Origin of the sequence: Pseudomonas sp. BNK-15 (genome assembly GCF_047456105.1) — a bacterium.
Classification (GTDB): Bacteria; Pseudomonadota; Gammaproteobacteria; order Pseudomonadales; family Pseudomonadaceae; genus Aquipseudomonas; species Aquipseudomonas putida_E.
Genome location: NZ_CP179898.1, coordinates 2,510,074 through 2,534,853, shown reverse-complemented (window position 1 = coordinate 2,534,853; position 24,780 = coordinate 2,510,074). Strand labels below are relative to the sequence as shown.

At 63.5% G+C, this 24,780-nt stretch carries 20 protein-coding genes and 1 tRNA gene; 7 read left to right on the top strand and 14 right to left on the bottom strand.

Annotation, left to right across the window (positions count from 1 at the left end; genetic code table 11):
• Nucleotides 1-57: 57 nt before the first annotated feature.
• Complete coding sequence (locus ACMGF5_RS11555) at nt 58-1,047, top strand: asparaginase (protein WP_115273459.1); 990 nt, start codon at nt 58-60, stop codon at nt 1,045-1,047.
• A 9-nt stretch (nt 1,048-1,056) separates the two neighbouring features.
• On the opposite strand, the gene ACMGF5_RS11550 is transcribed toward ACMGF5_RS11555, so the two are convergent.
• The 10 genes from ACMGF5_RS11550 to ACMGF5_RS11505 form a co-directional block, all read right to left on the bottom strand.
• Nucleotides 1,057-1,152, bottom strand: a tRNA-Sec gene (locus ACMGF5_RS11550).
• A gap of 6 nt (nt 1,153-1,158) precedes the next feature.
• Nucleotides 1,159-3,081 (bottom strand): selenocysteine-specific translation elongation factor, encoded by a 1,923-nt coding sequence (selB, locus tag ACMGF5_RS11545; RefSeq protein ID WP_414157795.1) that lies wholly within the window; start codon nt 3,079-3,081, stop codon nt 1,159-1,161.
• Nucleotides 3,078-4,505, bottom strand: coding sequence for an L-seryl-tRNA(Sec) selenium transferase (gene selA, locus ACMGF5_RS11540; protein ID WP_414157794.1), 1,428 nt, complete (start codon nt 4,503-4,505; stop codon nt 3,078-3,080). Before selA ends, selB begins: the two co-directional genes overlap by 4 nt.
• A gap of 146 nt (nt 4,506-4,651) precedes the next feature.
• On the bottom strand, nt 4,652-5,578 hold the full coding sequence (gene fdhE, locus ACMGF5_RS11535; RefSeq protein ID WP_046785081.1) for a formate dehydrogenase accessory protein FdhE: 927 nt from the start codon (nt 5,576-5,578) through the stop codon (nt 4,652-4,654).
• A 4-nt stretch (nt 5,579-5,582) separates the two neighbouring features.
• Nucleotides 5,583-6,239 (bottom strand): formate dehydrogenase subunit gamma, encoded by a 657-nt coding sequence (locus tag ACMGF5_RS11530; RefSeq protein ID WP_115273456.1) that lies wholly within the window; start codon nt 6,237-6,239, stop codon nt 5,583-5,585.
• Nucleotides 6,236-7,192 (bottom strand): formate dehydrogenase subunit beta, encoded by a 957-nt coding sequence (fdxH, locus tag ACMGF5_RS11525; RefSeq protein WP_046785079.1) that lies wholly within the window; start codon nt 7,190-7,192, stop codon nt 6,236-6,238. The genes ACMGF5_RS11530 and fdxH overlap by 4 nt, the downstream gene beginning before the upstream one ends.
• Complete coding sequence (gene fdnG / locus ACMGF5_RS11520) at nt 7,192-10,260, bottom strand: formate dehydrogenase-N subunit alpha (protein WP_148708297.1); 3,069 nt, start codon at nt 10,258-10,260, stop codon at nt 7,192-7,194. The genes fdxH and fdnG overlap by 1 nt, the downstream gene beginning before the upstream one ends.
• Nucleotides 10,261-10,388: 128 nt before the next feature.
• Nucleotides 10,389-11,150, bottom strand: coding sequence for an SDR family NAD(P)-dependent oxidoreductase (locus ACMGF5_RS11515; RefSeq protein WP_115273454.1), 762 nt, complete (start codon nt 11,148-11,150; stop codon nt 10,389-10,391).
• A gap of 25 nt (nt 11,151-11,175) precedes the next feature.
• A complete protein-coding gene (locus tag ACMGF5_RS11510) occupies nt 11,176-11,961 on the bottom strand; it encodes a sulfite exporter TauE/SafE family protein (protein WP_046785076.1) in 786 nt (261 codons plus the stop codon).
• A 31-nt stretch (nt 11,962-11,992) separates the two neighbouring features.
• Complete coding sequence (locus tag ACMGF5_RS11505) at nt 11,993-13,018, bottom strand: TauD/TfdA family dioxygenase (RefSeq protein WP_046785075.1); 1,026 nt, start codon at nt 13,016-13,018, stop codon at nt 11,993-11,995.
• Between the two features lie 420 nt (nt 13,019-13,438).
• On the opposite strand from ACMGF5_RS11505, the gene ACMGF5_RS11500 reads away from it, so the two are divergent.
• A complete protein-coding gene (locus ACMGF5_RS11500) occupies nt 13,439-14,827 on the top strand; it encodes a PLP-dependent aminotransferase family protein (protein ID WP_046785074.1) in 1,389 nt (462 codons plus the stop codon).
• Nucleotides 14,828-14,869: 42 nt separating this feature from the next.
• Here ACMGF5_RS11500 and waaA read toward each other — a convergent pair whose 3' ends face one another.
• Entirely contained in the window at nt 14,870-16,141 is a 1,272-nt protein-coding gene (gene waaA / locus ACMGF5_RS11495; RefSeq protein ID WP_204919464.1) for a lipid IV(A) 3-deoxy-D-manno-octulosonic acid transferase, read from the bottom strand.
• Nucleotides 16,142-16,152: 11 nt separating this feature from the next.
• Nucleotides 16,153-17,043 carry a LysR family transcriptional regulator gene (locus ACMGF5_RS11490; protein ID WP_119688177.1) on the bottom strand — a complete coding sequence of 297 codons (891 nt, stop codon included), beginning with the start codon at nt 17,041-17,043 and terminating at the stop codon, nt 16,153-16,155.
• A gap of 86 nt (nt 17,044-17,129) precedes the next feature.
• Here ACMGF5_RS11490 and ACMGF5_RS11485 point away from each other — a divergent pair, with 86 nt between their 5' ends.
• The 4 genes from ACMGF5_RS11485 (at nt 17,130) to ACMGF5_RS11470 (ending at nt 20,542) form a co-directional block, all read left to right on the top strand.
• Nucleotides 17,130-17,462, top strand: a complete 333-nt coding sequence (locus ACMGF5_RS11485) for a DMT family transporter (protein ID WP_046785071.1) — start codon at nt 17,130-17,132, stop codon at nt 17,460-17,462.
• Nucleotides 17,463-17,538: 76 nt separating this feature from the next.
• Nucleotides 17,539-18,714: an NAD(P)/FAD-dependent oxidoreductase gene (locus ACMGF5_RS11480; protein ID WP_115273452.1), complete on the top strand. Its 1,176-nt coding sequence runs from the start codon at nt 17,539-17,541 to the stop codon at nt 18,712-18,714.
• Complete coding sequence (locus ACMGF5_RS11475) at nt 18,711-19,523, top strand: aldo/keto reductase (RefSeq protein ID WP_046785069.1); 813 nt, start codon at nt 18,711-18,713, stop codon at nt 19,521-19,523. The genes ACMGF5_RS11480 and ACMGF5_RS11475 overlap by 4 nt, the downstream gene beginning before the upstream one ends.
• Before the next feature lie 50 nt (nt 19,524-19,573).
• Nucleotides 19,574-20,542, top strand: a complete 969-nt coding sequence (locus ACMGF5_RS11470; protein ID WP_414157793.1) for a metal ABC transporter ATPase — start codon at nt 19,574-19,576, stop codon at nt 20,540-20,542.
• Nucleotides 20,543-20,574: 32 nt separating this feature from the next.
• Here ACMGF5_RS11470 and hldE read toward each other — a convergent pair whose 3' ends face one another.
• Together hldE and msbA are read right to left on the bottom strand one after the other, a co-directional pair.
• Nucleotides 20,575-21,996: a bifunctional D-glycero-beta-D-manno-heptose-7-phosphate kinase/D-glycero-beta-D-manno-heptose 1-phosphate adenylyltransferase HldE gene (gene hldE / locus ACMGF5_RS11465; protein ID WP_039602848.1), complete on the bottom strand. Its 1,422-nt coding sequence runs from the start codon at nt 21,994-21,996 to the stop codon at nt 20,575-20,577.
• A gap of 130 nt (nt 21,997-22,126) precedes the next feature.
• Nucleotides 22,127-23,935, bottom strand: a complete 1,809-nt coding sequence (gene msbA / locus ACMGF5_RS11460; protein WP_046785175.1) for a lipid A export permease/ATP-binding protein MsbA — start codon at nt 23,933-23,935, stop codon at nt 22,127-22,129.
• 228 nt (nt 23,936-24,163) lie between these two features.
• Here msbA and ACMGF5_RS11455 point away from each other — a divergent pair, with 228 nt between their 5' ends.
• Entirely contained in the window at nt 24,164-24,769 is a 606-nt protein-coding gene (locus ACMGF5_RS11455) for a hypothetical protein (protein WP_039603331.1), read from the top strand.
• Nucleotides 24,770-24,780: the final 11 nt, after the last annotated feature.

Here is a 24,780-nt window from a genome sequence, read left to right as displayed (position 1 = left end):
AGCCGCCCCGTTCGCGGGCGGCTGCCTACTCTCAGCTCACCGCTACGGATGCTTTCCATGCGTGCAGTCACGAATCTTCTCGTCCTCTACACCGGCGGCACCATCGGCATGCTCGAAACCGCCGAAGGCCTGGCGCCGGCCGGTGGTTTCGATGCGCGGATGCGCGAACACTTCGCCCAACTGGGCGACGCACCCCAGGTGCAGTGGACGCTGCAGGAAATGAACCCGCTGCTCGACAGTGCCAACATGCAGCAGCACAACTGGCTGGCAATGCGCGATGCCATCGTCCGTGCAGTGGACAATGACGGCCACGATGGCGTGCTGGTGCTGCATGGCACCGACACCCTCGCCCACAGCGCTGCGGCGTTGTCGTTCCTGCTGCTGGGCCTGCCGGTACCAGTACTGCTGACCGGGTCAATGTTGCCGGCCGGTGCACCGGGCAGTGATGCCTGGGACAACCTGTGCGGTGCCCTGCGCCAGTTCGAGCAAGGCCTTGAGGCTGGCGTGCAGCTGTACTTCCATGGCCAGCTGTTGCAGGGCTGCCGCGCCTCGAAGCTTCGCAGCGAAGCGTTCGACGCCTTCGCCGCGTTGCCGCGTCATCGTGAAGGCGAGCGGGCGAACGACGTACCTGCCACCTTGGGTTATCGCCAGCAGCGCCAACCGGTGAACATTGCCGTGATGCCGGTATTCCCCGGTTTGCAGGCCGAACACCTGCGTGCGGTGCTCGACACCGGGGTGCAAGGGCTACTGCTTGAATGTTACGGCAGCGGCACCGGGCCGTCGGATGACCAAGCCTTGCTCGACGTGCTGCGCTCGGCGCGCCAGCGTGGGGTGATGCTGGTTGCCATCAGCCAGTGCCCCGAGGGTTCGGTGGTGTTCGATACCTATGCGGCGGGCAACCGCCTGCGCGGTGCCGGGCTGGTCAGTGGCGGTGGCATGACCCGTGAGGCGGCGCTGGGCAAGATGTTTGCGCTGCTGGGCGCGGGGCTGGATGCAGATGCTGCAGAGCAGTGGTTTGCGCTGGACCTGTGCGGCGAGCGCGCTTGAACAGGAAATTGGCGGAAGGCAGCGGGAGTCGAACCTGCCCGGGAACGGCTGCCGTCCCCAACCGGGTTTGAAGCCCGGCCGCGCCACCGGGCGCGATTGCCTTCCTTGAACTCAGTGCCTGGCCTGCTGTTGGGCCAGGGCGCTGTCGGCGCGGATGTGACGCTGATCGGCAACCCTGCGGGTCAGGCCGATACGGTCGAAGTATTCCAGAATCTGCACACTGCGCTTGCGACCGATGCCCAACATATCGCGAAATGCGGCCACCTGCACTATCGGTGTTTCATTCGCTTGCCCAAGCAGCAGCTCTGCCATGCGCTGTAGCGTCGCCTCGGGGTAGAACAGGTCACGTACCACCTGATGCACTACGCCGAGCCTGGCCAACTTTCGCAACAACAGGCGCACATCCGCCTCGGCACATTTCTCTTCGCTGGCCAGCGTCCGCACCCAAGGCGGATCGAAGCGCCCTTCCAGCAACCTTGGCTGCAGCCGCGCCCATAGCGCGCTGTCGGCGTCGCTCAACTGCACTTTGTGACCAGGCAGATGCAACCACGGCCCGCTGCTGGCAATAGTGCCTTCGCCGAGCATCTCCTCGAGCAGGCTGACGAATGCGGGACGCTCGACAGGCAGGGCGGCGAAGCGGCGCAGGCGGTCACGGTCCGGGCCAAGCTGGTCGGGTTCCTGCTCATGGAACAACGCCAGTTGTTCGCGCACCTGGTGTTTGAGCGCCTGCCACTGGGCTTTAGCGAACAACAACTGGCCTTGCCTGGTTGCGACCACCAGCACGTCAGCTGGCAACTGCCAGCCCTCACGCAAGCGGTTGAACTGGCGCTCCAGCCGCTGCGGGTCGAGCCCGCCTGGTGCGTTGTCGAGCAACGCCATCAAGGCCTGCTCCAGGCCCTCGGCATCACGCAGCACTTCCAACTGGCGCAAGCGCGCCTCGCTGCGACGCTGCCGGCTCGGTGCGAACGGGTCCAGCACCGTACCGCCGCCAAGAGTGCGTTGGGCACGCTGGTCACGCAGCACCAGGCGGTCGCCATGCACGGCTTGCAGCGGCGCATTGAGCAACAATTGGGCGAACATGCGCTGGCCTGCAAGCAGACGCTCGCCTTCGAGCAGGGCGACCCGTGCGGTGACGTCCTGGGTCCCCAGATGTACATGCACGGCACTGAAATGTTCGAAAGGACGGGACTCGCCGGCGAGCAGCTGCAGTTCGATATCGACCCGTGTGCTGGGCGCGTGCAGCCATTGCGATACCAGCCAATCGCCACGGCGCACCTGCTCCACCGCGAGGCGCTCGGCAGCAATGTTCAGCGCTACACGCTGCCCCGCTTCAGCCACCAGCGCCGCCTGGTTCTGCGCATGCAGGCCACGTACCCGCACCGCTTTACCGGCCTTGCCCAGCAACAACGTATCACCCGCACTGACACGCCCGGCCAGCGCCGTACCCGTGACCACCAGGCCAGCCCCGGTGACCGCGAAGGCGCGGTCGATAGCCAACCGAAAGCCGCCACGCACGCTGCGCTGCTTCAAACCCTCGCCCGCCGCCAGCAACGCATGACGCAGCGCCTCGACCCCCGCGCCGGTGACACTCGACAGCGGGAACTGCGCCGCCCCGGCATAAGGCCCGGGCGCCAGCAACTGCGCAATCTGCACCTGCACTTGGGCCACGCGCGCCGGCGTGACCCGGTCGCACTTGCTGATTGCTACCAGCGCCTGGGGAATGCCCAGCAACTCGATGATCGCCAGGTGCTCACGGGTCTGCGGCATGACGCCGTCATCAGCAGCCACCACCAGCAACACCAGATCGATACCCTGGGCGCCGGCAAGCATGTTGTGGATGAAACGCTCGTGGCCGGGCACATCGATGAAGCCCGTCAGTGGCGCGCCTTCAGCCAAGGCGGCATAGCGATAGCCCAGGTCGATGGTCATGCCGCGCTCGCGTTCTTCCTGGCGATGGTCGCCGGCCTGCCCGGTCAGGGCCTGGAGCAATGCGGTCTTGCCGTGGTCGATGTGGCCAGCGGTACCTACGATCACTGCACCGGCCCCAGTTGCAGGGCCGGTAGCTGCGCCAGCCACTGGGCTTCATCGTCCAGCTGGCGCAGGTCGAGCCACAGCGCGTCATCGTCGATACGGCCGAGCACGGGCACCGCCAGATCGCGCAAGGCGCGCTCCAGCACATGCAGGCTGCGCCCGCGCAGTTTCTTCGACACCTGTGGGCGCAGGCACAGCGCGGCGCTGGGCAGGCGCGCAACCGGCTGGCTGCCGCTGCCGATCATGCCGAGCGCCGGCTCGACGCTGACGGCCCATTGCCCCCCGAGGCGAGCCTTGAGCTCGGGTGCCAGGCGCTCGGCCTGGGCGTGGATTTCAGCCTGGCTGCGGGTCAACAGGCGCAGGCTGGGCAAGCGCTCGGCCAGCCTGTCCGGGTTGCGGTACAGCGCCAGCACGGCTTCGAGAGCGGCGAGGGTGATCTTGTCGACGCGCAGTGCACGTTTCAGCGGGTTCTTCTTGATCCTCGCGATCAAATCCTTGCGACCGACGATGATCCCCGCCTGCGGGCCGCCAAGCAGCTTGTCACCGCTGAAGGTCACGATATCCGCACCATCGGCCAGGGCCTGGCGCACGGTCGGCTCGGCGGGCAGGCCCCAGCGGGTCAGGTCGAGCAGGCTGCCGCTGCCCAGGTCTTCCAGCAGCGGCAGTTCATGCTGATGGGCGATTCGCGCAAGCTCCGCGGTCGGCACCTGGGTGGTGAAGCCCTGGATGCTGTAGTTGCTGCAATGCACCCGCATCAACAAGCCGGTACGCGGGCCGATGGCAGCTTCATAGTCGCGGGCATGGGTGCGGTTGGTGGTGCCGACCTCGTGCAGGCGTACACCGGCACGGGCCATGATGTCGGGAATGCGAAAGGCGCCGCCGATCTCGATCAGCTCACCTCGGGAAATGATGCCCTCCTTGCGCGCGCTCAGGCTGTTGAGCGCAAGCAGCACGGCGGCAGCGTTGTTGTTGACCACGGTGACCGCTTCGGCGCCGGTCAGCTCGCGGATCAGCCCTTCGATCAGATCATCTCGGTCGCCACGCTTGCCGGTGGCAAGGTCGAACTCCAGGTTGAGCGGATAGCGGGCGGCGGTCTGCATGGCTTGAACGGCTTCCTCCGGCAACAGGGCACGACCGAGGTTGGTGTGCAGTACCGTGCCGGTGAGGTTGAAGACGCGGCGTACCTGGCTGCGCTGCTGGGCGGCCAGGCGCTCGCCGCTGCGGCCCAGGAGGATTTCAGCGCCCAGTTCGGCAGCGCCGAGTTGGCCGTTGCGAACAGGTTCGCGCAGGTCGCCGAGCAGCTGGCGCAGGGTGGCGAGCACAGCGTCGCGGCCATGGCGCTCGATCAGCGGGAGGCAGGCCGGGTGGCGTAGCAGGGTGTCGATGGCAGGGAGCCGCGGTGTATTGCTGGCAAGGCTTGAAGACATCGGGTACTACCTTATCCATTGTCTGTTCGGGCCTCATCGCCGGCAAGCCGGCTCCTACAGGACTGCATCGCTCTGGGGAGCGGTGAAATAGCTGCGGGAGCCGGCTTGCCGGCGATGGGGGCAACTCAATTGTGCAGTGTAGACACTCACCCACCACCCGGCGCCAGCATCAGGTTGGGTGCCAGCCGATGAAAGCCCTCCTCGTCCAACCGGATATCCAGCGCCAGGCTGGCCAGGTCATCGGCCAACGGCTCGGCAGCAGCGTCGTTCTCAAGGTAATTCTGTTTCAGGTAGGCATTGCACCCCGGGCAGCACTCCGCCCGCAGCGGCGCCTTGCCCGGCGCATGGCGGTCATCCTCCAGGCTGGTGTAGCACAAGCCCTTGCTCGATTCGCAATACACGCACTTGACCCGCACCACATGCCATTCGCAGGCACACAAGGAGCACGCCAGGTAACGCAGGCCGTTGTGCTTGCCACGGTTACGCACCACCCCCGCCATGGCCGGCGAACCACAGGCCGGGCACTGGGCCTGGCTGCCCGACGGCTTGAGTTCAACTGCCGGCAGCGCCAGCAACCAGCTGGACCAGGCCGCCTGCAGCGCGGCCCCCAGAAACGGCACCAGTGCTGCGGGCACAGCGTCGTACTGCCCGGCCAGCAATGCGCTCCCCCAGCCTTTGCGCTGGCTGTCATCACTGCCACGCAGCGCCAGCAGTGCTGCCGCCAAAGGGCCATTGGCCTCGCCGTCGAAATGATCGATCAGCGCCTGCAACCACGCCAGCCACGGCCCCTCGCGCACCAGGCCGTCGGCCGCAAGGGGTGGCAAACCATGACTTATGCACAGGCGCTGTCGGTCATCGGCCACTGGCAAACCACCAGGCGGGTTATCCACAAGCTGCTGCTGAATGCGACACAGCCGGGCGATCAGGCGCAGGTAGTCGCCAAGGGCATGCCCTGCAGCGAGCTGTTCGAGGCGCATGGCGCGCAGTTCGAACAGGTTGGCGGGCGGCAGGTGAAGAAACGGCGGCATCACCGCCGACGCTTCGATCTGCCCCGGTTCGAGTATCGTGCTCAAGCGTTCATCCTTCTTTACGTCCATGGTCACTCGGCGTCTTGTCGCCGGTCACCTCGCGGTACCACAACTGATGGTGTTTGCGCGCCCAGGCGCGGCTGACCCAGCCATGCAGCATGGCGCCGATCGAGCCCTTGATCCAGATACCGGCGTAGATGTGCACGATGATGCTGAGAATCAGCACGAAGCCCGCCAGCGCATGGGCCAACGACGCCAGGCGAATCGAACCTATGCCGAAGAAATGGCTGAAGTACGCACGCCAGATCACCACGCCACTGAGCAGCAACACCAGCATGCACACCAACAACGTCCAGAACAGCAGCTTCTGCCCGGCGTTATATTTGCCGATCGGCGGCACGCCCTCCTCCTTGTTGAGCATCACCCGGTCGATGCGGCGCAGCCACAGGCGGTCGTTGGCAGTGATGAAGTTGGCGCGCCAGAAACGCACCACCAGGAACAGAAAGAACACGAACATGGCCACCCCGATGAAGGGGTGCAGGATGCGTGTCCACGGCCCGCCGCCGAACAGATGGCTGAGCCAGAACAGCGCCGGATGGAACAGCGCCAGCCCCGAAAGCCCGGCCAGCACGAACAGGATGGCGACGATCCAGTGGTTGGTCCGCTCGTTGGCGTTGTAGCGCAGGATGGGTTTGTCGTCGTTCATGGCCGCTGCTCCCCTTGCCCACCGGGCTGCTTCGGATCATAGACATGCACCGCCGGGTCCACCTGGTGCACGCTGTCATCAGGTGGCGTGGGGCTGGGGTGTTCGTCCTCCTCGACCCGCTGCGGGCCAACCCGCACATAGTGGAAGAACCCGGCCAGCACCGCCGCGCCCATCGCCAGCAGTGCCAGCGGCTTGGTGATGCCCTTCCACAAGCCCACCAGCGGGCTGATCACCGGCTGGTCCGGCAGGCCGGCATACAAGCGGGGCGTATCGGCATGGTGCAGTACATACATCACGTGCGTGCCACCGACGCCGTCCGGGTCGTAGAGCCCGGCGTTGTCGTAGCCACGCGATTTGAGGTCGACGATGCGTTCGGCAGCATGCACCTTCATTTCGTCCTTGCTGCCAAAGACGATCGCGCCGGTCGGGCAGGTTTTCACGCAGGCAGGCTCCAGGCCCACGCTCACGCGGTCGGAACACAGCGAGCACTTGTAGGCCTTGTGGTCTTTCTGCGAGATGCGCGGAATGTTGAACGGGCAGCCAGTGATGCAATAGCCACAGCCGATGCAATGGTCCTGGTTGAAATCGACGATGCCGTTGGCGTGCTTGATGATCGCTCCCGGGCTCGGGCACGCCTTCAGGCAACCCGGCTCGGCGCAATGCATGCAGCCGTCCTTGCGGATCAGCCACTCCAGGTTGCCATCGTCGCGCTCGTGTTCAGTGAAGCGCATCAGGGTCCAGGTATCGGCCGTCAGGTCCTGGGGGTTGTCGTAGGTACCGTGGTTGTGGCCGACCTCGTCACGCAGCTCGTTCCACTCTGAACACGCCACCTGGCAGGCCTTGCAGCCGATGCACTTGGTGGTATCGATCAGTTTGGCGACTTCCTGCTGCAGGCGTACCGAAGGCGGTACGGTGGTGGTGGCCGAGCGGGCAATGATGTCTTGGCTGGCCATCAGATTTTCTCCACTTTGACGAGGAACGACTTGGACTCCGGCGTCTGCGTGTTGCCGTCACCGAGGAAGGGCACCAAGGTGTTGGTCAGGTAACCGTGCCGTGTCGCGCCGGTGAAGCCCCAGTGCAACGGGATGCCGATCTGGTGCACGGTCTGGTTGTTGACCTGCAGCGGGCGAATCCGCTTGGTCACCACCGCCACCGCTTCGATATGCCCGCGCTTGCTCGACACCCGCACCCGGTCGCCCGCCTTGATGCCTTTCTCGTTGGCCAGCACCTCACCGATCTCGACGAACTGCTCGGGCTGGGCAATGGCGTTGAGCCGGCAATGCTTGCTCCAGAAGTGGAAGTGCTCGGTCAGCCGGTACGTCGTCGCCGCATACGGGAATTCGTCGTGCTTGCCGAGGGTGTCCCACACCGAATCGAAGATCCGCCCGGCCGGGTTGCTGGTGGCCTTGTTGTTCTTCGGGTGCAGCGGGTTGATGCCGATCGGCGTCTCGAACGGCTCGTAGTGCTCGGGGAACGGCCCTTCGGCCATCTTGTCGATGGCAAAGAACCGCGCCACGCCCTCGGGGTTCATGATGAACGGGTTCATGCCCGCTTGCGGTGGTGAATCGACCTTGAAGTCGGGCACGTCGGTGCCGGTCCAGGCCTTGCCGTTCCACCACACCAGGCGCTTTTTCTCCGGGTCCCATGGCTTGCCTTGCAGGTCACTGGAGGCACGGTTGTACAGGATGCGGCGGTTGGCCGGCCAGGCCCAGGCCCAGTTCTGCGCCTGGTGCATGCCATACGGGTCGCTGTTGTCACGCCGCGCCATCTGGTTGCCCTGCTCGGTCCAGCAACCGGCGAAGATCCAGCAGCCGGACGCAGTGCTGCCGTCGTCCTTGAGTTGGCCGAAGCCTGCCAACTGTTGCCCGGCCTTGATGAGCGCGCCGGTGGGGTCGGTCACATCAGTGACCGCCCAGCCGTTCATTTCCTTGGCCAGTTCCTCCGGGGACGGCTCGTCAGGCAGCTTGTAGGGCCAACTGATGTTCATGATCGGATCAGGGTAAGTGCCACCCTCGGTCTGATAGCGCTGACGCATGCGCAGGAACAACTCGCTCATGATCTGCACGTCGGTGCGGGTCTCGCCCGGGCCGTCGGCGCCCTTCCAGTGCCACTGCAGCCAGCGGCTGCTGTTGACCAGCGAACCATCCTCCTCGGCGAAACAGGTGGTGGGCAGGCGAATCACTTCGGTCTGGATATTGGCCGTGTCGACATCGTTAAAGGGCCCGGCATTGCGCCAGAACTCCGAGGTCTCGGTGGCCAGCGGGTCCATGACCACCAGCCACTTGAGCTTGCCCAGGGCAGCAGTCACGCGGTTCTTGTCGGGCAACGCGGCGATCGGGTTGAAGCCTTGGCAGATGTAACCGTTGACCTTGCCTTGGCTCATCATCTCGAACATGCGCAGCACGTCATAGGCCGGCACGTCGAGCTTGGGCAACCAGTCGTAACCCCAATTGTTTTCTGCCGTGGCATTGGCGCCATACCAGGCCTTCATCAGGCTGACATGGAACTTGCCGTAGTTCTGCCAGTAGGACAACTGCCCAGGGCGCAGCGGCTTGGAGGCCCGCTTGTCAATGTAGGCGGCATAGTCCTGCTCGGCATCGCCAGGCAGGCTCAAGTAGCCCGGCAGCGAGTTGGACAGCAAGCCAAGGTCGGTCAGGCCCTGGATGTTGGAATGCCCGCGCAGGGCATTGACCCCGCCACCCGGCATGCCGACGTTGCCCAGCAGCAACTGGACCATGGCCGCACTGCGGATGATCTGCGCGCCGATCGAATGCTGCGTCCAGCCCAGTGCATAGAGGATCGTCATGGTCTTGCCCGGTACCGAGCAGGTGGCGATCTCTTCCCAGATCTTCATCATGGCGTCCTGCGGCATGCCACAGGTCATGCTCGCCAGTTCCGGGGTATAGCGGCTGTAATGCTGCTTCATCAACTGGAACACGCAACGCGGGTGCTGCAGGGTCGGATCGACCTTGGCGAAACCGTCCTCGCCCAGTTCGTACCCCCAGCCGGACTTGTCGGCATACACACGCTTGGCCGCGTCGTAACCACTGAACAGCCCGTCTTCGAAACCATAGGTTTCTTTGACGATGAACGACACGTCGGTGTAGTTGCGCACGTACTCGTGCTGGATCTTGTCATTGCTCAGCAGGTAGTTGATCAACCCGCCCATGAAGGCGATGTCGCTGCCGGTACGAATTGGCGCGTAGTAGTCCGCCACCGAGGCGGTACGGGTAAACCGCGGGTCGACCACGATCAGCCGCGCCTTGTTGTGCGCTTTGGCCTCGGTCACCCACTTGAAGCCGCACGGGTGCGCTTCTGCTGCGTTGCCACCCATCACCAGGACCAGATTCGCGTTGGCGATATCTGACCAGTGGTTGGTCATGGCGCCACGGCCGTACGTCGGGGCAAGACTTGCCACCGTCGGGCCATGTCAGACACGTGCCTGGTTATCGAACCCCAGCATGCCGGTTGCGCGGATGACCTTGTGGGTCAGGTAGCCGGCCTCGCTGGAGGCTGCGGAGGCAGCGAGAAAACCGGTGGTAAGCCAGCGGTTGACGGTTTGCCCCTGGGCGTTCTTTTCGATGAAGTTGGCGTCGCGGTCCTGCTTCATCAGTCCGGCGACGCGGTCGAGTGCCTCGTCCCAACTGACCCGCACCCACTCCTTGCTGCCCGCCTTGCGCACCTCAGGGTATTTGAGGCGGCTCTCGCTGTGGATGAAGTCCAGCAGGCCGGCGCCTTTCGGGCACAGGGTGCCGCGGTTGACCGGGTGGTCGGCGTCGCCTTCGATATGGATGATGTTCTGTTTGACGTTCTTGCCCGCATCGCCCTGGCTATAGAGGATCAGGCCGCAGCCGACCGAGCAGTAGGGGCAGGTGTTGCGGGTTTCCTTGGTGTGCGCCAGCTTGAAGTGGCGCACCTGCTCGGCGAACGCCGGCGTCGGGGCCATGCCCAACGCCGCCAGGCTCGAGCCTCCAAGGCCGACAGCGGCGACCTTGAAGAATTGCCGACGGTTGAGGTCCATCGTGCACTCCTGATCAGGTTTCGGGCGCTCGGGGCATTGCCGGCGCCTCGGGTCATCACGGTGGCGGCAAAGTGATGCCGCCAACCGTTAAGACTAGCCAAGAATGCCAAAAGTGCGATTGACCCCGGTCAGCAAGGCGGCAGATTGCGCGCCACATTCAAGGCCGCGCTGCTCTGCGCCACCGGCATGATTTCGAGCGTGTTGATGTTTACGTGTGGCGGCTGTTCAGCGATCCACGCAACCGTGGCAGCAATGTCCTGGGGCAAAATCGCCTGCACATCACGGTACAACGCATCCACTGCATTCAGGTCGCCGTTCAGGCGCACCACCGAAAAATCGGTCCCGGAACACAGCCCGGGCTCGATGTTGCTGACCCGCACACGGGTCCCTGCCAGATCGGCGCGCAGGTTCAGGCTGAACTGACGCACGAACGCCTTGCTCGCGCCATAAACGTTGCCCCCCGGGTAGGGATAAGTGCCGGCAATCGAACCAATGTTGATGATCATGCCGCTGTCGGCCCGGACCATCTGCGGCAATACCGCATGGGTGACCATGGCTAGGCCAGTGATGTTGGTGTCGATCATGCGCTGCCAGTTCTCGGCGCTGCAGGCCTGGGCCCGCTCGATACCCAGCGCCAACCCTGCGTTGTTGACCAGCACATCGATGCCCGGCGCAGCTTCGTTGATCTGCGCCACCGCTGCGCTGACCGACTGCACATCAGTCACATCCAGCGCCAGTGGAATGAAGTTGTCGCCAAGTTCATGCTCCAGGGCCTGCAACTTGTCCATACGGCGGGCGCCACCGATCACGCGATAGCCCTTGGCAACCAGGGTGCGGCATATGGCCCGGCCAAAGCCTGAGGAGGCGCCGGTTACGAATGCAGTTTTCATCAGGTTTGTCTCCCAGAAGGTAATGTCAGACCAGGTACTTCACGCCAAGGCTGGTGAACAGGCACAACATCGAGAACACCAGCGCCTTGCGCACCACGTCGTTGCCTTTGCGCAGCGCCAGTGCACTGCCCATGTGATTACCGAGGATGTTGCAGGCCACCAGCGGCAACGCCAGCAGGTAGACCACCTTGCCGGCCATGATGAATGCGACCAGCGCACCGATGTTGGAGGCGAAGTTGAAGGTCTTGGAGTTGGCCGAACTGGAAACCAGGTCCATGCGCAGCAGGTAGTGGAAGGCGATGATGAACATGCTGCCAGTACCTGGGCCGAAGAAGCCGTCGTAAAAACCGATGGCCAGGCAGGTCACCGGCACGACGGTGTAGAGCATCCGCGCCGACAGCTCTCGCTCCTCTATCGGGCGGTCTTTGGGGGTGAGGAAGATGAGGATGCCGAAAGGGATCAACGCCAGAATGATCTTGCCTACGGTTTCCTGAGAGATCGACACGATCAGGTGCGCCCCCAGGTAGGCGCCGAGCAGTGAGAACGGCACGCCGACCAGTGCCACCTGCCAGACCATCTTGCTGTTGGCCAGGAAATTGCGGATGGCAGCCAGCGTGCCCAGCGTACTGACCAGTTTTTCCTGCCCCAGGGCTACCTGAGGCGGCATGCCCACCAGCAGAAACCCTGGTACCAGGAACAACCCGCCACCCCCGGCAATGCTGTCCACAAAGCCTGCGACAAAGGCAATGGCGCCCAGCAGCAGGATCGCCAGCAGCCAGTGTTCTGCCCAGTAAGCGCCTAACAGTTCCATAGCAGTAATTCCGTCGAAAAATGAAAAGAAATCAGGAGAGCACTTCGTAAAGGTGGTCGGCCCGGGCGAAGCGCACCCGGTTCAGGTCGTTGACCGCGAACACCCGCAGCAGCCAACGGTCAGCGCCGTCGTTCTGCGGCTCGAAGCCATCGCGGGCATGCAGCACGCGCTGGTTCTTGAAGATCATGAAATCGCCTGGCAGCAGCAGGTGTGGCTCATCGAAACGCCGGGTTTCCAGCAAGCCGCGCAGGGTGGCCAGGGCCTGCTCGGCGCGCAGGTTCAGCCCGTGGGTGTTCTCGCTGTCGAAGCGGCATAACCACTCGCCTGAATGGCCACGCACCAGCACCGGCAGCTCGGCGGTGCAGCGGCGGTTACCGGTGAACGAGTCAGGGCGGCGGATTTCGAATTGCGCTTCGCACAGTTCGCGCACGGTAGCCAAGGGCAGCGATGCGATCACTGCATCAAGGTTGACCAAGGTTGTGCTGATACGTGGATCGCAGCGCATGCCAAAGAACGACAGGTATTCCGGGCAGCAGGAAACCGTACCCAGCGGCTCGGAAGACAATGGCAGGTCGGGATTGTCAACGTGATAGGAAAATCGCAGCCGTGAACCATGCGAGCTCTTGTGGCTGGATGAAGTACGGGCCGGGATGACATGGCGAAACAGCCGACCGTCATTTTCACCCTCGTAGACAACCGGGTTGATGCCCATCAGGTTCTGCATGGTCAGGCTGACCAGGCAGGCAATCGGCGTGCTGCGTGGGCTGAGCACACCGGAGTAAGGGGTAGGAGGCACATCGCGATCGCGCGGGCAATTACGTACGATCATGCTGGTCAGTTGCGGATCTTCAACGAACCCCCGGATTTGCTGGCACAGCGCTTTGCCCAAGACCTCCTGCGCCTGCTCCTTGAGTTGCGGATAAAGCTCTTTGCTGGTTTCGAAATCGAGCGGGGTGTTGCTCAGCAAGGTTTGCCAGGCACTGGAGACAACCCAGGGCAGGCGGATCTCCAGTGAAGTCTGAGGCTCGGCTGCTTGTTGCAGGTATGCGCTTTCCATTTCGAGTGCTATTCCATTGGCCATTCGGTGTCGTGCCATGCCGGGCAGAGGCGGCAGTCATTGTCTTTTTTTGAAACCGTTCACAGCTAAGCGATGCGAACGAGGGGTGCTGCTCCAGGCACCACCACATTGCACCGACTCAATCATTGTAATTACAAAAATAGAATCGATTCAATTTATTTCATTGGCCGATTGCCATCAGCATTGAATCGAATCAATCAACTTATTGATTTCAAAAGATTTCTTCTGAACGTGGATTGATCGCGCTCACGCTTGCGCTCCCGTTGTGTAGGGAGGACCCGCTGCGACAAGCCTTCAAGTCATATCAATAGAGGCAATTCACATACAAAAAACGCGATTACTCCGATCTTGCCTTTCGTGCTAGGCTTCCGCGTTCTTGCAGATTCTGGTGCCATTTCCATGTGGGTTCCTCACTACAGCGACCTGGCGCAGCCGGTCTACCTGATGATTGCCGATGCTCTTGAACAGGACATAGGCAACGGCCGGCTGGCGCCTGGCGACCGCCTGCCAACACTCAAGGATCTTGCCGAGTCATTGCACGTGACGCCTGGCACCATTGGCCGAGCCTATGACGAAGCCGCCAAGCGGGGCTTGGTGGTGGGCGAGGTTGGCCGCGGTACTTTCGTCCTGCAGCAACGACCGGCGCCTACCCCCACCGCATTCTCGCGGCCCGCACCGCTCAAGCATGAAAGCGGCCAGATCGACCTTTCGATCATCAAGCCCAACGATGCGCACATGGCCGACTGGCTGCGCGGAGCGATCACCGAGCTGGCGGCTTCCCCCGACCTTGACCAAGTGCTCGACTACGTTACCGACGGTGGCCATGCGACGCACAAGCAGGCTGGCGCCACATGGATTCAGCGCTGGTTGCCCGAAGCTCGCGCGCAACAGGTGGTGCTGACCTCCGGCGCCCAGCATGGCCTGCTGGTAGCGATCAGCAGCCTGTCGAAAAGCGATGATGTGATCCTCTGCGAGTCGCTCTGCTACCCCGGCATCATTTCCCTTGCCCACAGCATGGGCCGCCGCTTGCGCGGGGTAGCCATGGACGAGCACGGCCTGATGCCCGAGGCCTTGCGGGCCGCCTGCCTGGAGCACCGCCCCTCGCTGCTGGTATGTGTGACCACTCACCAGAACCCGACCAACTCGGTAATGCCGCACGCGCGTCGCGAGGCTATCGCCCAGATTGCCCGCGAGTTCGACCTGTTCATCGTGGATGACGATATCTACGGCTTCCTCGAACCGGCGCCTGACTACAAGCCCTTGGCCGCCTATGCACCTGAGCGCTCGGTGTACCTGACCAGCCTGTCCAAGAGCGTGCTGCCGGCCCTGCGTATCGGCTACCTCTACGCGCCGCCACAAACGCTGTCACGGTTGTCGTCTATGGTGCGCAGCAGCGTCTGGATGCCCTCCCCGCTGATGGCTCAGCTGGCCAGCAACCTGATCAACAGCGGCATGGCCGAGCAGTTGGTGCGGGTGCAGCAGGAAGAAGCCGCCGCACGCCAGTTGATGGCCCAGGAAATCCTTGGCAGGTACAAGGTGCGCAGCCAGCCCAACAGCTTCCATATCTGGCTGGAACTCCCAGAGCCATGGACCAGCGATGAGTTCGCCAACCTGGCTCGCAACAATGGCGTAACCGTGGTCAGCGGCAGCCAGTTCCTGCCTGAGCGCAGCCCAGCCAGCTGTGGCGTGCGCATCGCCCTGATGACGCCAAGCCGCGCCGAGCTGAGCTTTGCCCTGACCAAACTCGCCAGCTTGCTGGATTCGTCCGAGCCGCGGCTTTTCTACTAGAGATGAACAGGGCCGCAGGGGGCTCACGAACCGTGATGCGGCTCAGCGGATCAACCGCGCCAGCCCATCCAGCAACCGCTGCAAGGCCCCCTGATTGGCCTGCATCACCGCCCTGCCCGCCTCACCCATGCGCCGGGCATCCTGCGGCAATTCGATCAACTGCCGCACTGCCTGTGCCAACCCTTGGGCATCGTCCACCTGCTGCAACGCCCCGGCATCACGCAACATCGCGCTGATTTCGAGGAAGTTGAACACATGCGGCCCCATGATCACCGGCAGTGCCAGCGCTGCCGGCTCCAGTGGGTTGTGGCCGCCAGTGGCGACCAGGCTACCGCCAACGAAAGCGATGTCGGCCAGTGCGTAGAGGAACAGCAGCTCGCCCATGGTATCGCCGAGCAGCACGCGGGTCTGGCCATCGACCGCCGCACCGGCAGAACGGCGCACGGTAGCGAACTGCCCGCAGCACAAGGCATGCACTGCATCGAAACGCTCGGGGTGGCGCGGCACCAGGATCAGCAGCGCGTCGCCATGCGCCTGCAGCAACTGCTGATGAGCCTGCAGGATCAGCGCGTCCTCACCCTCATGGGTACTGGCCGCAATCCACACCGGCCGCTCGCTTGCGCCCCACTGTTCACGCAGTACCCTGGCACGCGGCAAAAGCTGGTCATCGACCTTCAGGTCGAACTTGATCGAACCTGTGACCTGCACGCACTCAGGACGCGCACCCAAGTCGCGGAAGCGTTGCGCCTCGGTTTCGGTCTGCACTGCAATCAGGTTCATCTCGGCGAGCATCGGCCGGGTCAGTTTGGCGAAACGCGCGTAGCCACGAGCGGAACGCTCGGACAACCGAGCATTGGCCAGCGCAACCGGAATGCCACGCTTGGCGCATTGGTGAATGTGGTTGGGCCACAGCTCGGTTTCCATGATGATGCCCAGCCGCGGGCGCACATGGTCGAGAAAACGCCCCGCCGCCCACGGCAGGTCATAAGGCAGGTAGCAATGCTGGATGCGTGGTTCATCGGCGAACAGCGCGCGAATGCGCTCTGAGCCGGTGGGGGTCATGCAGGTGAGCGTGACCGGCAGGTCCGGGTAGGCCTTGAGCAAGGCTCGCACCAGGGGCGCGGCGGCAATGCTTTCACCTACCGATACGGCATGTACCCAGATGCCACCCTGGCGCATCGCCGGCAGGTTGCGGGCGAAACGTTCGCCGATACGCTGGCCGTAGGCCGGGGCCTTGCGGGCACGCAGGTAAAGGCGCAGCGCGACCAGCGGCAGGCCCAGGTGGAACAACAGGGTATAGAGAGTTCTGTTCATGGCGGCGAAGTTTACCCGATCGCGCGCAAGTGCACCGCAAAGCGCTCGGCCAGCCATTGCGCGGCGGGCCCCAGCGGTTCGTCACGGCGCCAGGCCAGTTCGACGACCAAGGCCGGGGGCCGCCATTCGCTGGCCAGCTCGACCATGTGCGCCTGGTAGGTCGGGTATTGCACCACGTGGCGTGGCAGCCACGCCCAGCCCAGCCCTCGCATCAACAGCTCGGCCATGGCGTAGAAGCTGTCGGCGCGCCATACCTGCGGGCTGATCGCTTCGCCGCCGGGGTAGCCACTTTGCTGCGGGGCGATCAGCAACTGGCGGTAACGTGCCAGCTGCTGGCGTGTGACGCGGCTTTCACGCGCCAATGGATGATCCACCGCGCACACCGTGACCATCTCCACGCTACCCAGGGCACGCCGCTCCAGTGAGGCAGGCATGCTTTCATGGTGGAAAAACAAACCCAGGTCTGCACGTCGCTCCACCAGCTTGCGCGCTACATCACCTTGGGCACCGCTGGCCAGTTGCACTTCCAGAAAAGGGTAATGACTGGCCAGTTCGTCGAGGCTGTCGATCACAGGTTGATAAGGCATGGCTTCATCCTGGGCCACCCGCAACAAGGCTTCCTGGCCACGCATCAGGGCCAGAGCGCGGCCATCGAGCCGTTCGCACTGGCGCAGCAGTTCGCGGGCATCCTCCAGCAGCGCGGTACCGTTTTCGGTTAGCCCGGGCTGACGGCCGCTGCTGCGCTCGAACAAAGTGACGCCGAGGTCCGCTTCGAGCATTGCAATGGCATTGCTGACGGCGGACTGCGCTTTGCGCTGCTCGCGGGCGACGGCAGAAAACGAGCGCAGTTCGACGACGCGTACAAAGGTACGCAACTGCTCGAGGCTCCACTTTTCGGCCATCAACCTATCTCCCAGAGTGATAGGTAATGACTTTACCGCATTCAGGGACACTCTAGAATGCCCGCCCAGAACCGGAGGAACGAACCATGAACGCCTACACCTACCTCGCCATCGCCATTGTCGCCGAAGTCATCGCCACAGCCTCCATGAAGGCTGTGAAAGGCCTGAGCACGCCATTGCCCCTGCTGCTGATGGTGGTCGGCTATGCCATCGCGTTCTGGATGCTGACGCTGGTGGTGCGCAGCATTCCGGTGGGTATCGCCTATGCGATCTGGTCGGGGCTTGGGATTGTGCTGATCAGCGTGGCGGCGCTGGTGATCTATGGGCAGAAACTCGATGTGCCGGCGATGCTGGGGATGGCGATGATCGTTGGCGGCGTGGTGGTGATCCAGTTGTTCTCCAAGACTGCCGGGCATTGATGGGGCCTGTCGGCGATGAGCCAAGCCAGGCATAGCCTGTATACTTGCCAGCTGTCCCAGACTTCGAGGTACCGCCATGCCATCCGCCATTTCCACTGACGTGCTCATCGTCGGCGCCGGGGTCGCAGGCCTGTGGCTCAATGCCCGCCTGCGCCGCCTGGGTTATTCGACAGTGCTGGTGGAGCGCGCCAGCCTTGGCGGCGAACAGACCATCAAGTCCCAGGGCATCATCCATGGCGGTACCAAGTACGCCCTGCACGGTGCGTTGACGGGGGCCTCGGAAGCCATCGCCGACATGCCACGGCGCTGGCGCGAAGCCGTGGCCGGCAGCGGCGAACTGGACCTGAGCCGCACCCGCCTGCTTTCCGACGCCCACTACCTGTGGTCGCCCGGCACCCTGGCCGGCAACCTCACCAGCTTCTTCGCCAGCAAAGCCGTGCGCGGCCGGGTTGACCAGGTCAAGGGGGACCAGTTGCCTCCCGCACTGCAGGACCGCGCCTTCAAAGGCAAGGTGTATCGCTTGGCCGAACTGGTGATCGATGTCCCCAGCCTGCTGGCCAACCTGGCTGAACTGGCTGGCGACTCCTTGCTCGCCGGTGAGCACATCGAGCCCCTGCGTGAAGGTGATTCACTGGTTGGCCTGCGCGTGGACGGCCGTGAAATACGGGCCCAGCGCATCGTGCTCAGTGCTGGCGCGGGCACCGAGGGCCTGCTTCACGCCCTGGGCCTTGAGCAACCGGCCATGCAAACACGGCCGCTGCATATGGTCATGGCCAAAGGCCCTAACCTCAAACCACTGTATGCCCACTGCCTGGGCGGCGGCCCCAAGCCGCGCGTCACCATCACCACCCACCCCGCAGCCGATGGCCAATGGGTCTGGTACCTGGGCGGCGACCTGGCTGAAGCCGATGGCGTAGCACGCGACACGGCGGCACAGATTGCCGCAGCCCAGAAGGAAGTCAGCCAGCTCTTGCCGTGGGTAGATCAACGCCTGGTCCGCTGGGCCACGCTGCGGGTCGACCGCGCAGAGCCTGCACAATCGGGCCTGGTGCGGCCCGACAACGCGTTCCTCGCCGACCAGCAGCGCCTACTGGTGGGCTGGCCGACCAAACTTGCCCTGGCGCCCGACTTCAGTGACCGTGTGCTGGCCAGCCTGGAACGTGACGGCATCCGCCCAAGCGCCCAGGCCGAGCTTGCAGGGCTGCCACGCCCGCCACTCGGCGTGCCCGCCTGGGAGCAACTGCTGCCATGACCTTGCCGACCCTGCACGACTTCTACCGCCCGCTGGGCAGCACAGGCTTGAAGGTGTCCCCTCTGGGCCTGGGCACGGTCAAGCTTGGCCGCGACCAAGGCGTGAAGTACCCCACCGGGTTCACGATCCCCGGCGATGACGAAGCGCGCCTGCTGCTGGCCCAGGCGCGCGAACTGGGTATCAACCTGATCGACACGGCACCGGCCTATGGCCGCAGCGAAGAGCGCCTGGGGCCGCTGCTGCGCGGCCAGCGCGATGAATGGGTGATCGTCAGCAAGGTTGGCGAAGAGTTCGAAAACGGCCTGTCGCGCTTCGACTTCAGTGCAGCCCACACCCGTCTTTCGGTCGAACGCAGCCTGCGCCGGCTGGAAACCGACCGTATCGAACTGGTGCTGGTGCACTCCGATGGCAACGACCTGGAGATTCTCGAGCAGCAAGAGGTCTACCAGACCCTCGCAGCCCTCAAGCAAGAGGGCAAGATCCTCGGCTACGGCCTGTCGGGCAAAACTGTCGCCGGCGGGCTGAAGGCACTCGAGCAGGGCGACTGTGCCATGGTCACCTTCAACCTCAACGAGCAGGCAGAACGACCGGTACTGGACTACGCTGCCGAGCACGGCAAAGCCATTCTGGTGAAGAAGGCCTTGGCCAGTGGGCATGTCTGCCTCGCACCTGGTGTCGACCCGGTACACGCCAGCTTCGAACTGCTGTTCGCCCACCCTGGCGTCAGCAGTGCTATCGTCGGCACCATCAACCCGTTGCACCTGGCCCACAACGTGGCCACGGTCGCCCGCATTTTGGGCCAGCATTGAGTTGTCCCCACCCCGGGCCTGGAGACTGACCCGACGCAAGGAGGAGCCTCGTGCCGCGTACGCTGATTCGCAAGAACCCGAGCAACTTCAAAACACTGCCATTGCATGTCGAAGCCACCTCCGAGAGCCTGGTCTACCAGAGCATCGGCATGCCGGTGAACTTCGCCCAGACCCAACAACGGCGCCGGGCCATCCAGCTACCCGATAACCAGCGTTTCGTAGCTGAACTGGCCAACCTGGGTGTATCGGTACGCCTGACCCTGCACTGGCAGAACCGCGACTACTGGGTACTGGTGCGTCAGCGCCGCCAGGACCGGGGCGACGTGGTGCTTAAATTGATTTCAGGGTATGTCCCGGCTCAGGAGCTCAACCTGCCGCTGCACACCGCGGTACAGGAAGTGGCGGAAGAGTGCCTGCTGGAAACGCCGGAAGGCTGGCTGGGTGGTCGCTTCAACGACACCTGGCTACCTGCACCTTACGCTGCTGCCCTGCACTACCGGGAAGCGCTGCCGTTCGTGCTGACGCCGGAATCGGGTGCCGCCCGGCCGGTGCATTGCGGCAACCTGATGTTGCTGGAGCGCCCACGGGCCTACGTGCACCTGCCTACGGCATCGCTGCAACTGATCTACGACATGCGCCTGCAAGTACCCAGGGACGCCAAGAAGCTGAGCCTGTTCCATGTCGATGAACGCCTTGAAGGTGATCAGCTGGTCGCCCGGCTCAACCGTAAACGGCCCGACCTGTACCTGATGCCGGTGCAGGACGGTCAGCCGCAGGCCGAGCTGTATACATTGAGGAAAGATGAACTGGTGCCGGCCAGCACCCGCGGGCTGTTCCTGGCGGAGAGCTTTGCCCGGCAGGACGGGTGGGTGGTCGCGGACGAGCGGATACGCTGGAAGGATTGGGTAAAGCAGCAGGGGCTGGTGGAGCGCAAAACCGCAAAGGCTTCACACCTGCGACGCTTTGGCGACAAGGCGCGAGCACTGCTGGAGCGCGCGCGCACCTCGCTGAACAAATGAATATCCGGGGCCGCCTTACGGCCCCGGGCACATCAGTTCTTGCGGATTTTTTCGACTATCGCGGTCGTCGAGCTGTTCTCGACCAAGCCCAACACCTTCACGGTGCCGCCGTAGCCCTTGACGATATCGGCACCCACCACCTGGTCGATACCGTAGTCACCGCCCTTGACCAGCACATCCGGTTTCACCTGGCTCAGCAGGTTCTCCGGCGTACCTTCAGGGAAGCTGATGACCCAGTCCACCGCGCCCAGCCCAGCCAGCACGGCCATGCGCCGATCGACACTGTTGATCGGGCGGCCAGGGCCCTTCAGGCGGCTTACCGAGGCATCGTCGTTGACCGCGACGATAAGACGATCACCCTGGGCACGCGCCTGCTCGAGGTACGTCACATGCCCTGCATGCAGGATGTCGAAACAACCATTGGTGAACACGATCTTCTCGTTGTGCGCACGCGCATCGTCGATGGCCAGCAGCAATTGCTCCAGGCCCAGCACGCCACGCTCGGAACCTTCCTCGCGCTGGATCGCGCGACGCAGCTCAGGTGCGCTGATCGCTGCAGTACCCAGTTTGCCAACCACGATGCCAGCCGCAAGGTTGGCCAGGGCGACCGCGTGGGGCAGGTCTTCACCGGCCGCGATGGCCGCAGCCAGGGTGGAAATCACGGTATCGCCAGCGCCGGTCACATCGAACACTTCGCGGGCACGGGCCGGCAGGTGCAGCGCCGGCTGGCCGGTGCGCAGCAGGGTCATGCCGTGCTCGCCACGGGTCACCAGCAACGCGCCCAGGTCAAGGTCCAGCAGCAGCTGCAGGCCCTTGGCGACCAGTTCGGCCTCATCGGCGCAGCGGCCGACAATGGTCTCGAACTCGCTGAGGTTCGGCGTGATCAGGCTGGCACCGCGGTAGATGGAGAAGTCCTTGCCCTTGGGGTCGGCCAGTACCGGAATACCCTTGGCACGTGCGGCCTCGATCAGGCTCTGATGATTTTTCAGTGCGCCTTTGCCGTAGTCGGACAACACCAGCACCTTGACACCCTCGAGCAGGCTCTCGACTTCGGCGCCCAGCGACAGCGGGTCAGTGGCGAACGGCTCTTCGAAATCGATGCGCAACAGCTGCTGGTGACGGCTCATGACCCGCAGCTTGACGATGGTCGGCTGGTGCGCAATGCGCTGGAACACCGAACGCACCCCCGCAGCCTGCAGGCTGTTGGCCAGGCTGTCGGCGGCCTCATCCTGGCCGGTAACGCCGATCAGTGCCGCCGGGGCACCGAGGGCGGCGATGTTCAACGCAACGTTGGCCGCGCCGCCGGGGCGATCCTCGATCTGATCGACCTTGACCACCGGCACTGGCGCTTCAGGCGAGATACGCGAAGTACCGCCATGCCAGTAGCGGTCCAGCATGACATCGCCGACCACCAATACCGGGGCTTGATCGAAACGCGGCATGGACAACTTCATGGGCAACCCATATGAAAATAATGAACAGGGGCAGGATATTAGCACAGGGTAGGCGACGGCTTTACGGCCAGATCGGGCCCTGGAAAATTCCGGTGACAATCGGGGCCGTACGGCCCCGATCAAGGGCAACTCAGGTGATATCGGCCTTCGCCGGCTCGTCCAGCCCCATGGCGTGCAAGCGGGCATAATAGCCATTGGCTGCCAGCAGCTCGGCATGGGTACCGCGCTCCACCAGGCGGCCCTGGTCCATCACCAGGATCTGGTCGGCTTTTTCGATGGTCGACAGGCGGTGCGCGATCACCAGCGTGGTGCGGCCCTGCATGACATGGTCCAGGGCAGCCTGGATATGCCGCTCGGACTCCGTGTCCAGTGCCGAAGTCGCTTCGTCGAGGATCAGCAGCGGCGCGTTCTTCAACAGGGCCCGGGCAATCGCCAGGCGCTGGCGCTGGCCACCGGACAGCAGCACGCCGTTTTCACCCACGTCGGTGTCAAAGCCCTTGGGCAGCTGGTCGACGAACTCCTTGGCATAGGCATCGGCAGCCGCAGCTTCGATGTCTGCGCGCGGCGCGCCGGCCAGGTCGCCGTAGGCAATGTTGTTGGCCACTGTGTCGTTGAACAGGGTCACATGCTGGGTCACCTGCGAAACGTGCCGGCGCAGGTTGCGCAGGCGGTAGTCTTCGATCTCCACGCCATCGAGCAGAATCTGCCCCTGATCGTGGTGATAGAAGCGCGGGATCAGCGCCGCCAGGGTCGACTTGCCGCTACCAGAGCGCCCGACCAGTGCGATCATCTGCCCAGGCTCGGCGGTAAAGCTGATGTCGCTCAGCACTTCGCGATCGGTACCTGGGTAGGTGAAGCTCAGGTTGCGTACTTCGAGGCGACCGGCCACCCGCTCCTTCTCGATCGTACCGCGGTCGATCTCGGGCTGCTCGTCGAGCTGCTCGAAGATGCTTTCAGCACCGGCAAGGCCTTTCTGGATGGTCGAGCTGACCTCAGAAAGCTGGCGGATCGGCTTTGGCAGCAGGCCCGCTGCAGTGATGTAGGCCACCAGATCACCGGCGGTCGAGTCGCCCCGCAGGAACAGCACCAGGAACATCAACGCGGCCATGGCGCTGTAGATCACCAGTTGCAGCATCGGCGTGTACAGGGCGCCTGTCTTGGTCATGCGCAGCTGTTTGTCGGTGTTGCTCTGGCTGGCACGGCCAAAGCGCTGCTGCTCGTAAGCCTCGCCGCCGAAGCTGCGCACCACACGGTAGCCCTGGATGGTTTCGGAAGCTACGTGGGTCACGTCGCCCATCGCCACCTGGATCTTCTTGCTCTGTTTACGGAATTTCTTGCTGGCGACGCTGACCATTACCGCGATCACCGGCAGGATGGCGACCATTACCAGGGTCAGGTGCCAGTTCATCCAAAGCAGGTAGGCAAACAGGAACACCACGGTCAGGCCTTCACGGATCACCACCTTGATTGCATCGGTGGCGGCCCCCGTTACCATGGTCACGTTGAAGGTGATGCGTGAAATCAGGTGCCCGGAGTTGTGATTGTCGAAATAGCGGTTGGGCAGTACCAGCAGCTTGTTGAACAACTCCACGCGCAGGTCATGCACCAGGGAAAGGGAAACCTTGGCCAGGAAATAGTTGCCGAGGAACGAACCCAGGCCCTGCCATGCGGCGATCAGGATGATCAGCAGCGGTACCGCCTGCAGCAATTGCAGGTCGCGCAAGTAGGGCACGTTGGGGAACAACACCGCTTCGGGGTTGCTCAGGCCATCGACAAAGTACTTGAGGATCCCGGCCAGCATTGGCTGGGTCGAGGCAAAGATCACGAAACCGATAATACTCAGCAGGAAAATGCCGATATAGGGTTTCACGTAGCTCAGCAACCGGAAGTAGATCTTCAGGCTGGAGGTGTGCTCCGCCGGTAGCGGTGTTTCGGCCATCATCGAGCTCGCTGTTCAGGTTGAACCGGAAATTTTACCACAGGCGTCATTTTCGGCACGCCTGCGAGGCAACAACATGCCAGGCCGGCGGCCCACAAGGCTTGCACCCGGTTTTTTTCGTACGGTATGAGCCCCCCTGGTCAGTCAAAAGAGACCAACGTGGTGCTGGAGGATTATTTTCGGCATTATTGCCGGTCATTTTGCTCGCCAGACGACAAGGCTCAACTCATGCAATGCTCTCGGCTCACCCAGGTCGACTTCGATCAGCTGACACTTGGCGCCCAGATACTGGAGGCGGACAGCCATGGCGCCAAAGTCTACCTGCTTGAGGATGGTAACTTCCTCAAGGTTTTTCGGCGCAAGCGTCTGATTTCATCTGCGCTGCTGCGCCCCTACTCCCAGCGCTTCGTGGACAACGCTGCGCGCCTTGCGCAGCTGGGCATCCCTACGCTCGAGGTAATCAGCCAGCACAAGCTCGACCTGCCGGGCAGAACAGCGGTGCTGTACCGGCCATTGCCGGGGCGCACGCTGCTGCAGATGTCGCGGGACGAAGGCTTCAGCTGGGACATCTACCTGCCCCGCCTGATCACCCTGATCCGCCAGTTGCACCGTAGCGGCGTGTACTTCCGCTCGCTGCACCTGGGCAATGTGGTGGTCACGCCCGACCAGCAGCTGGGCCTGATCGACGTTGCGGACATGCGCTTCCTGCGCCCGCCGCTGTCTGCCCGTATGGTTCGACGCAACGTGCAACATATGGTGAGTTACATCGCACGCGAGAAACTGGGCGACCGCTTCCCCCTCGCCGATTTCCAAGCGGCCCTGCTGGCGCGTTGAACATCAGCCCG

Excerpts from the sequence above, each read along its gene's own strand:
- ACMGF5_RS11555 (WP_115273459.1), top strand. The coding sequence starts at position 58 with ATGCGTGCAGTCACGAATCTTCTCGTCCTCTACACCGGCGGCACCATC.
- selA (WP_414157794.1), bottom strand. The coding sequence starts at position 4,505 with ATGTCTTCAAGCCTTGCCAGCAATACACCGCGGCTCCCTGCCATCGAC.
- ACMGF5_RS11530 (WP_115273456.1), bottom strand. The coding sequence starts at position 6,239 with ATGAACGACGACAAACCCATCCTGCGCTACAACGCCAACGAGCGGACC.
- fdxH (WP_046785079.1), bottom strand. The coding sequence starts at position 7,192 with ATGGCCAGCCAAGACATCATTGCCCGCTCGGCCACCACCACCGTACCG.
- ACMGF5_RS11515 (WP_115273454.1), bottom strand. The coding sequence starts at position 11,150 with ATGAAAACTGCATTCGTAACCGGCGCCTCCTCAGGCTTTGGCCGGGCC.
- ACMGF5_RS11510 (WP_046785076.1), bottom strand. The coding sequence starts at position 11,961 with ATGGAACTGTTAGGCGCTTACTGGGCAGAACACTGGCTGCTGGCGATC.
- ACMGF5_RS11505 (WP_046785075.1), bottom strand. The coding sequence starts at position 13,018 with ATGGAAAGCGCATACCTGCAACAAGCAGCCGAGCCTCAGACTTCACTG.
- ACMGF5_RS11500 (WP_046785074.1), top strand. The coding sequence starts at position 13,439 with ATGTGGGTTCCTCACTACAGCGACCTGGCGCAGCCGGTCTACCTGATG.
- waaA (WP_204919464.1), bottom strand. The coding sequence starts at position 16,141 with ATGAACAGAACTCTCTATACCCTGTTGTTCCACCTGGGCCTGCCGCTG.
- ACMGF5_RS11490 (WP_119688177.1), bottom strand. The coding sequence starts at position 17,043 with ATGGCCGAAAAGTGGAGCCTCGAGCAGTTGCGTACCTTTGTACGCGTC.
- ACMGF5_RS11485 (WP_046785071.1), top strand. The coding sequence starts at position 17,130 with ATGAACGCCTACACCTACCTCGCCATCGCCATTGTCGCCGAAGTCATC.
- ACMGF5_RS11480 (WP_115273452.1), top strand. The coding sequence starts at position 17,539 with ATGCCATCCGCCATTTCCACTGACGTGCTCATCGTCGGCGCCGGGGTC.
- ACMGF5_RS11475 (WP_046785069.1), top strand. The coding sequence starts at position 18,711 with ATGACCTTGCCGACCCTGCACGACTTCTACCGCCCGCTGGGCAGCACA.
- hldE (WP_039602848.1), bottom strand. The coding sequence starts at position 21,996 with ATGAAGTTGTCCATGCCGCGTTTCGATCAAGCCCCGGTATTGGTGGTC.
- msbA (WP_046785175.1), bottom strand. The coding sequence starts at position 23,935 with ATGGCCGAAACACCGCTACCGGCGGAGCACACCTCCAGCCTGAAGATC.
- ACMGF5_RS11455 (WP_039603331.1), top strand. The coding sequence starts at position 24,164 with ATGCAATGCTCTCGGCTCACCCAGGTCGACTTCGATCAGCTGACACTT.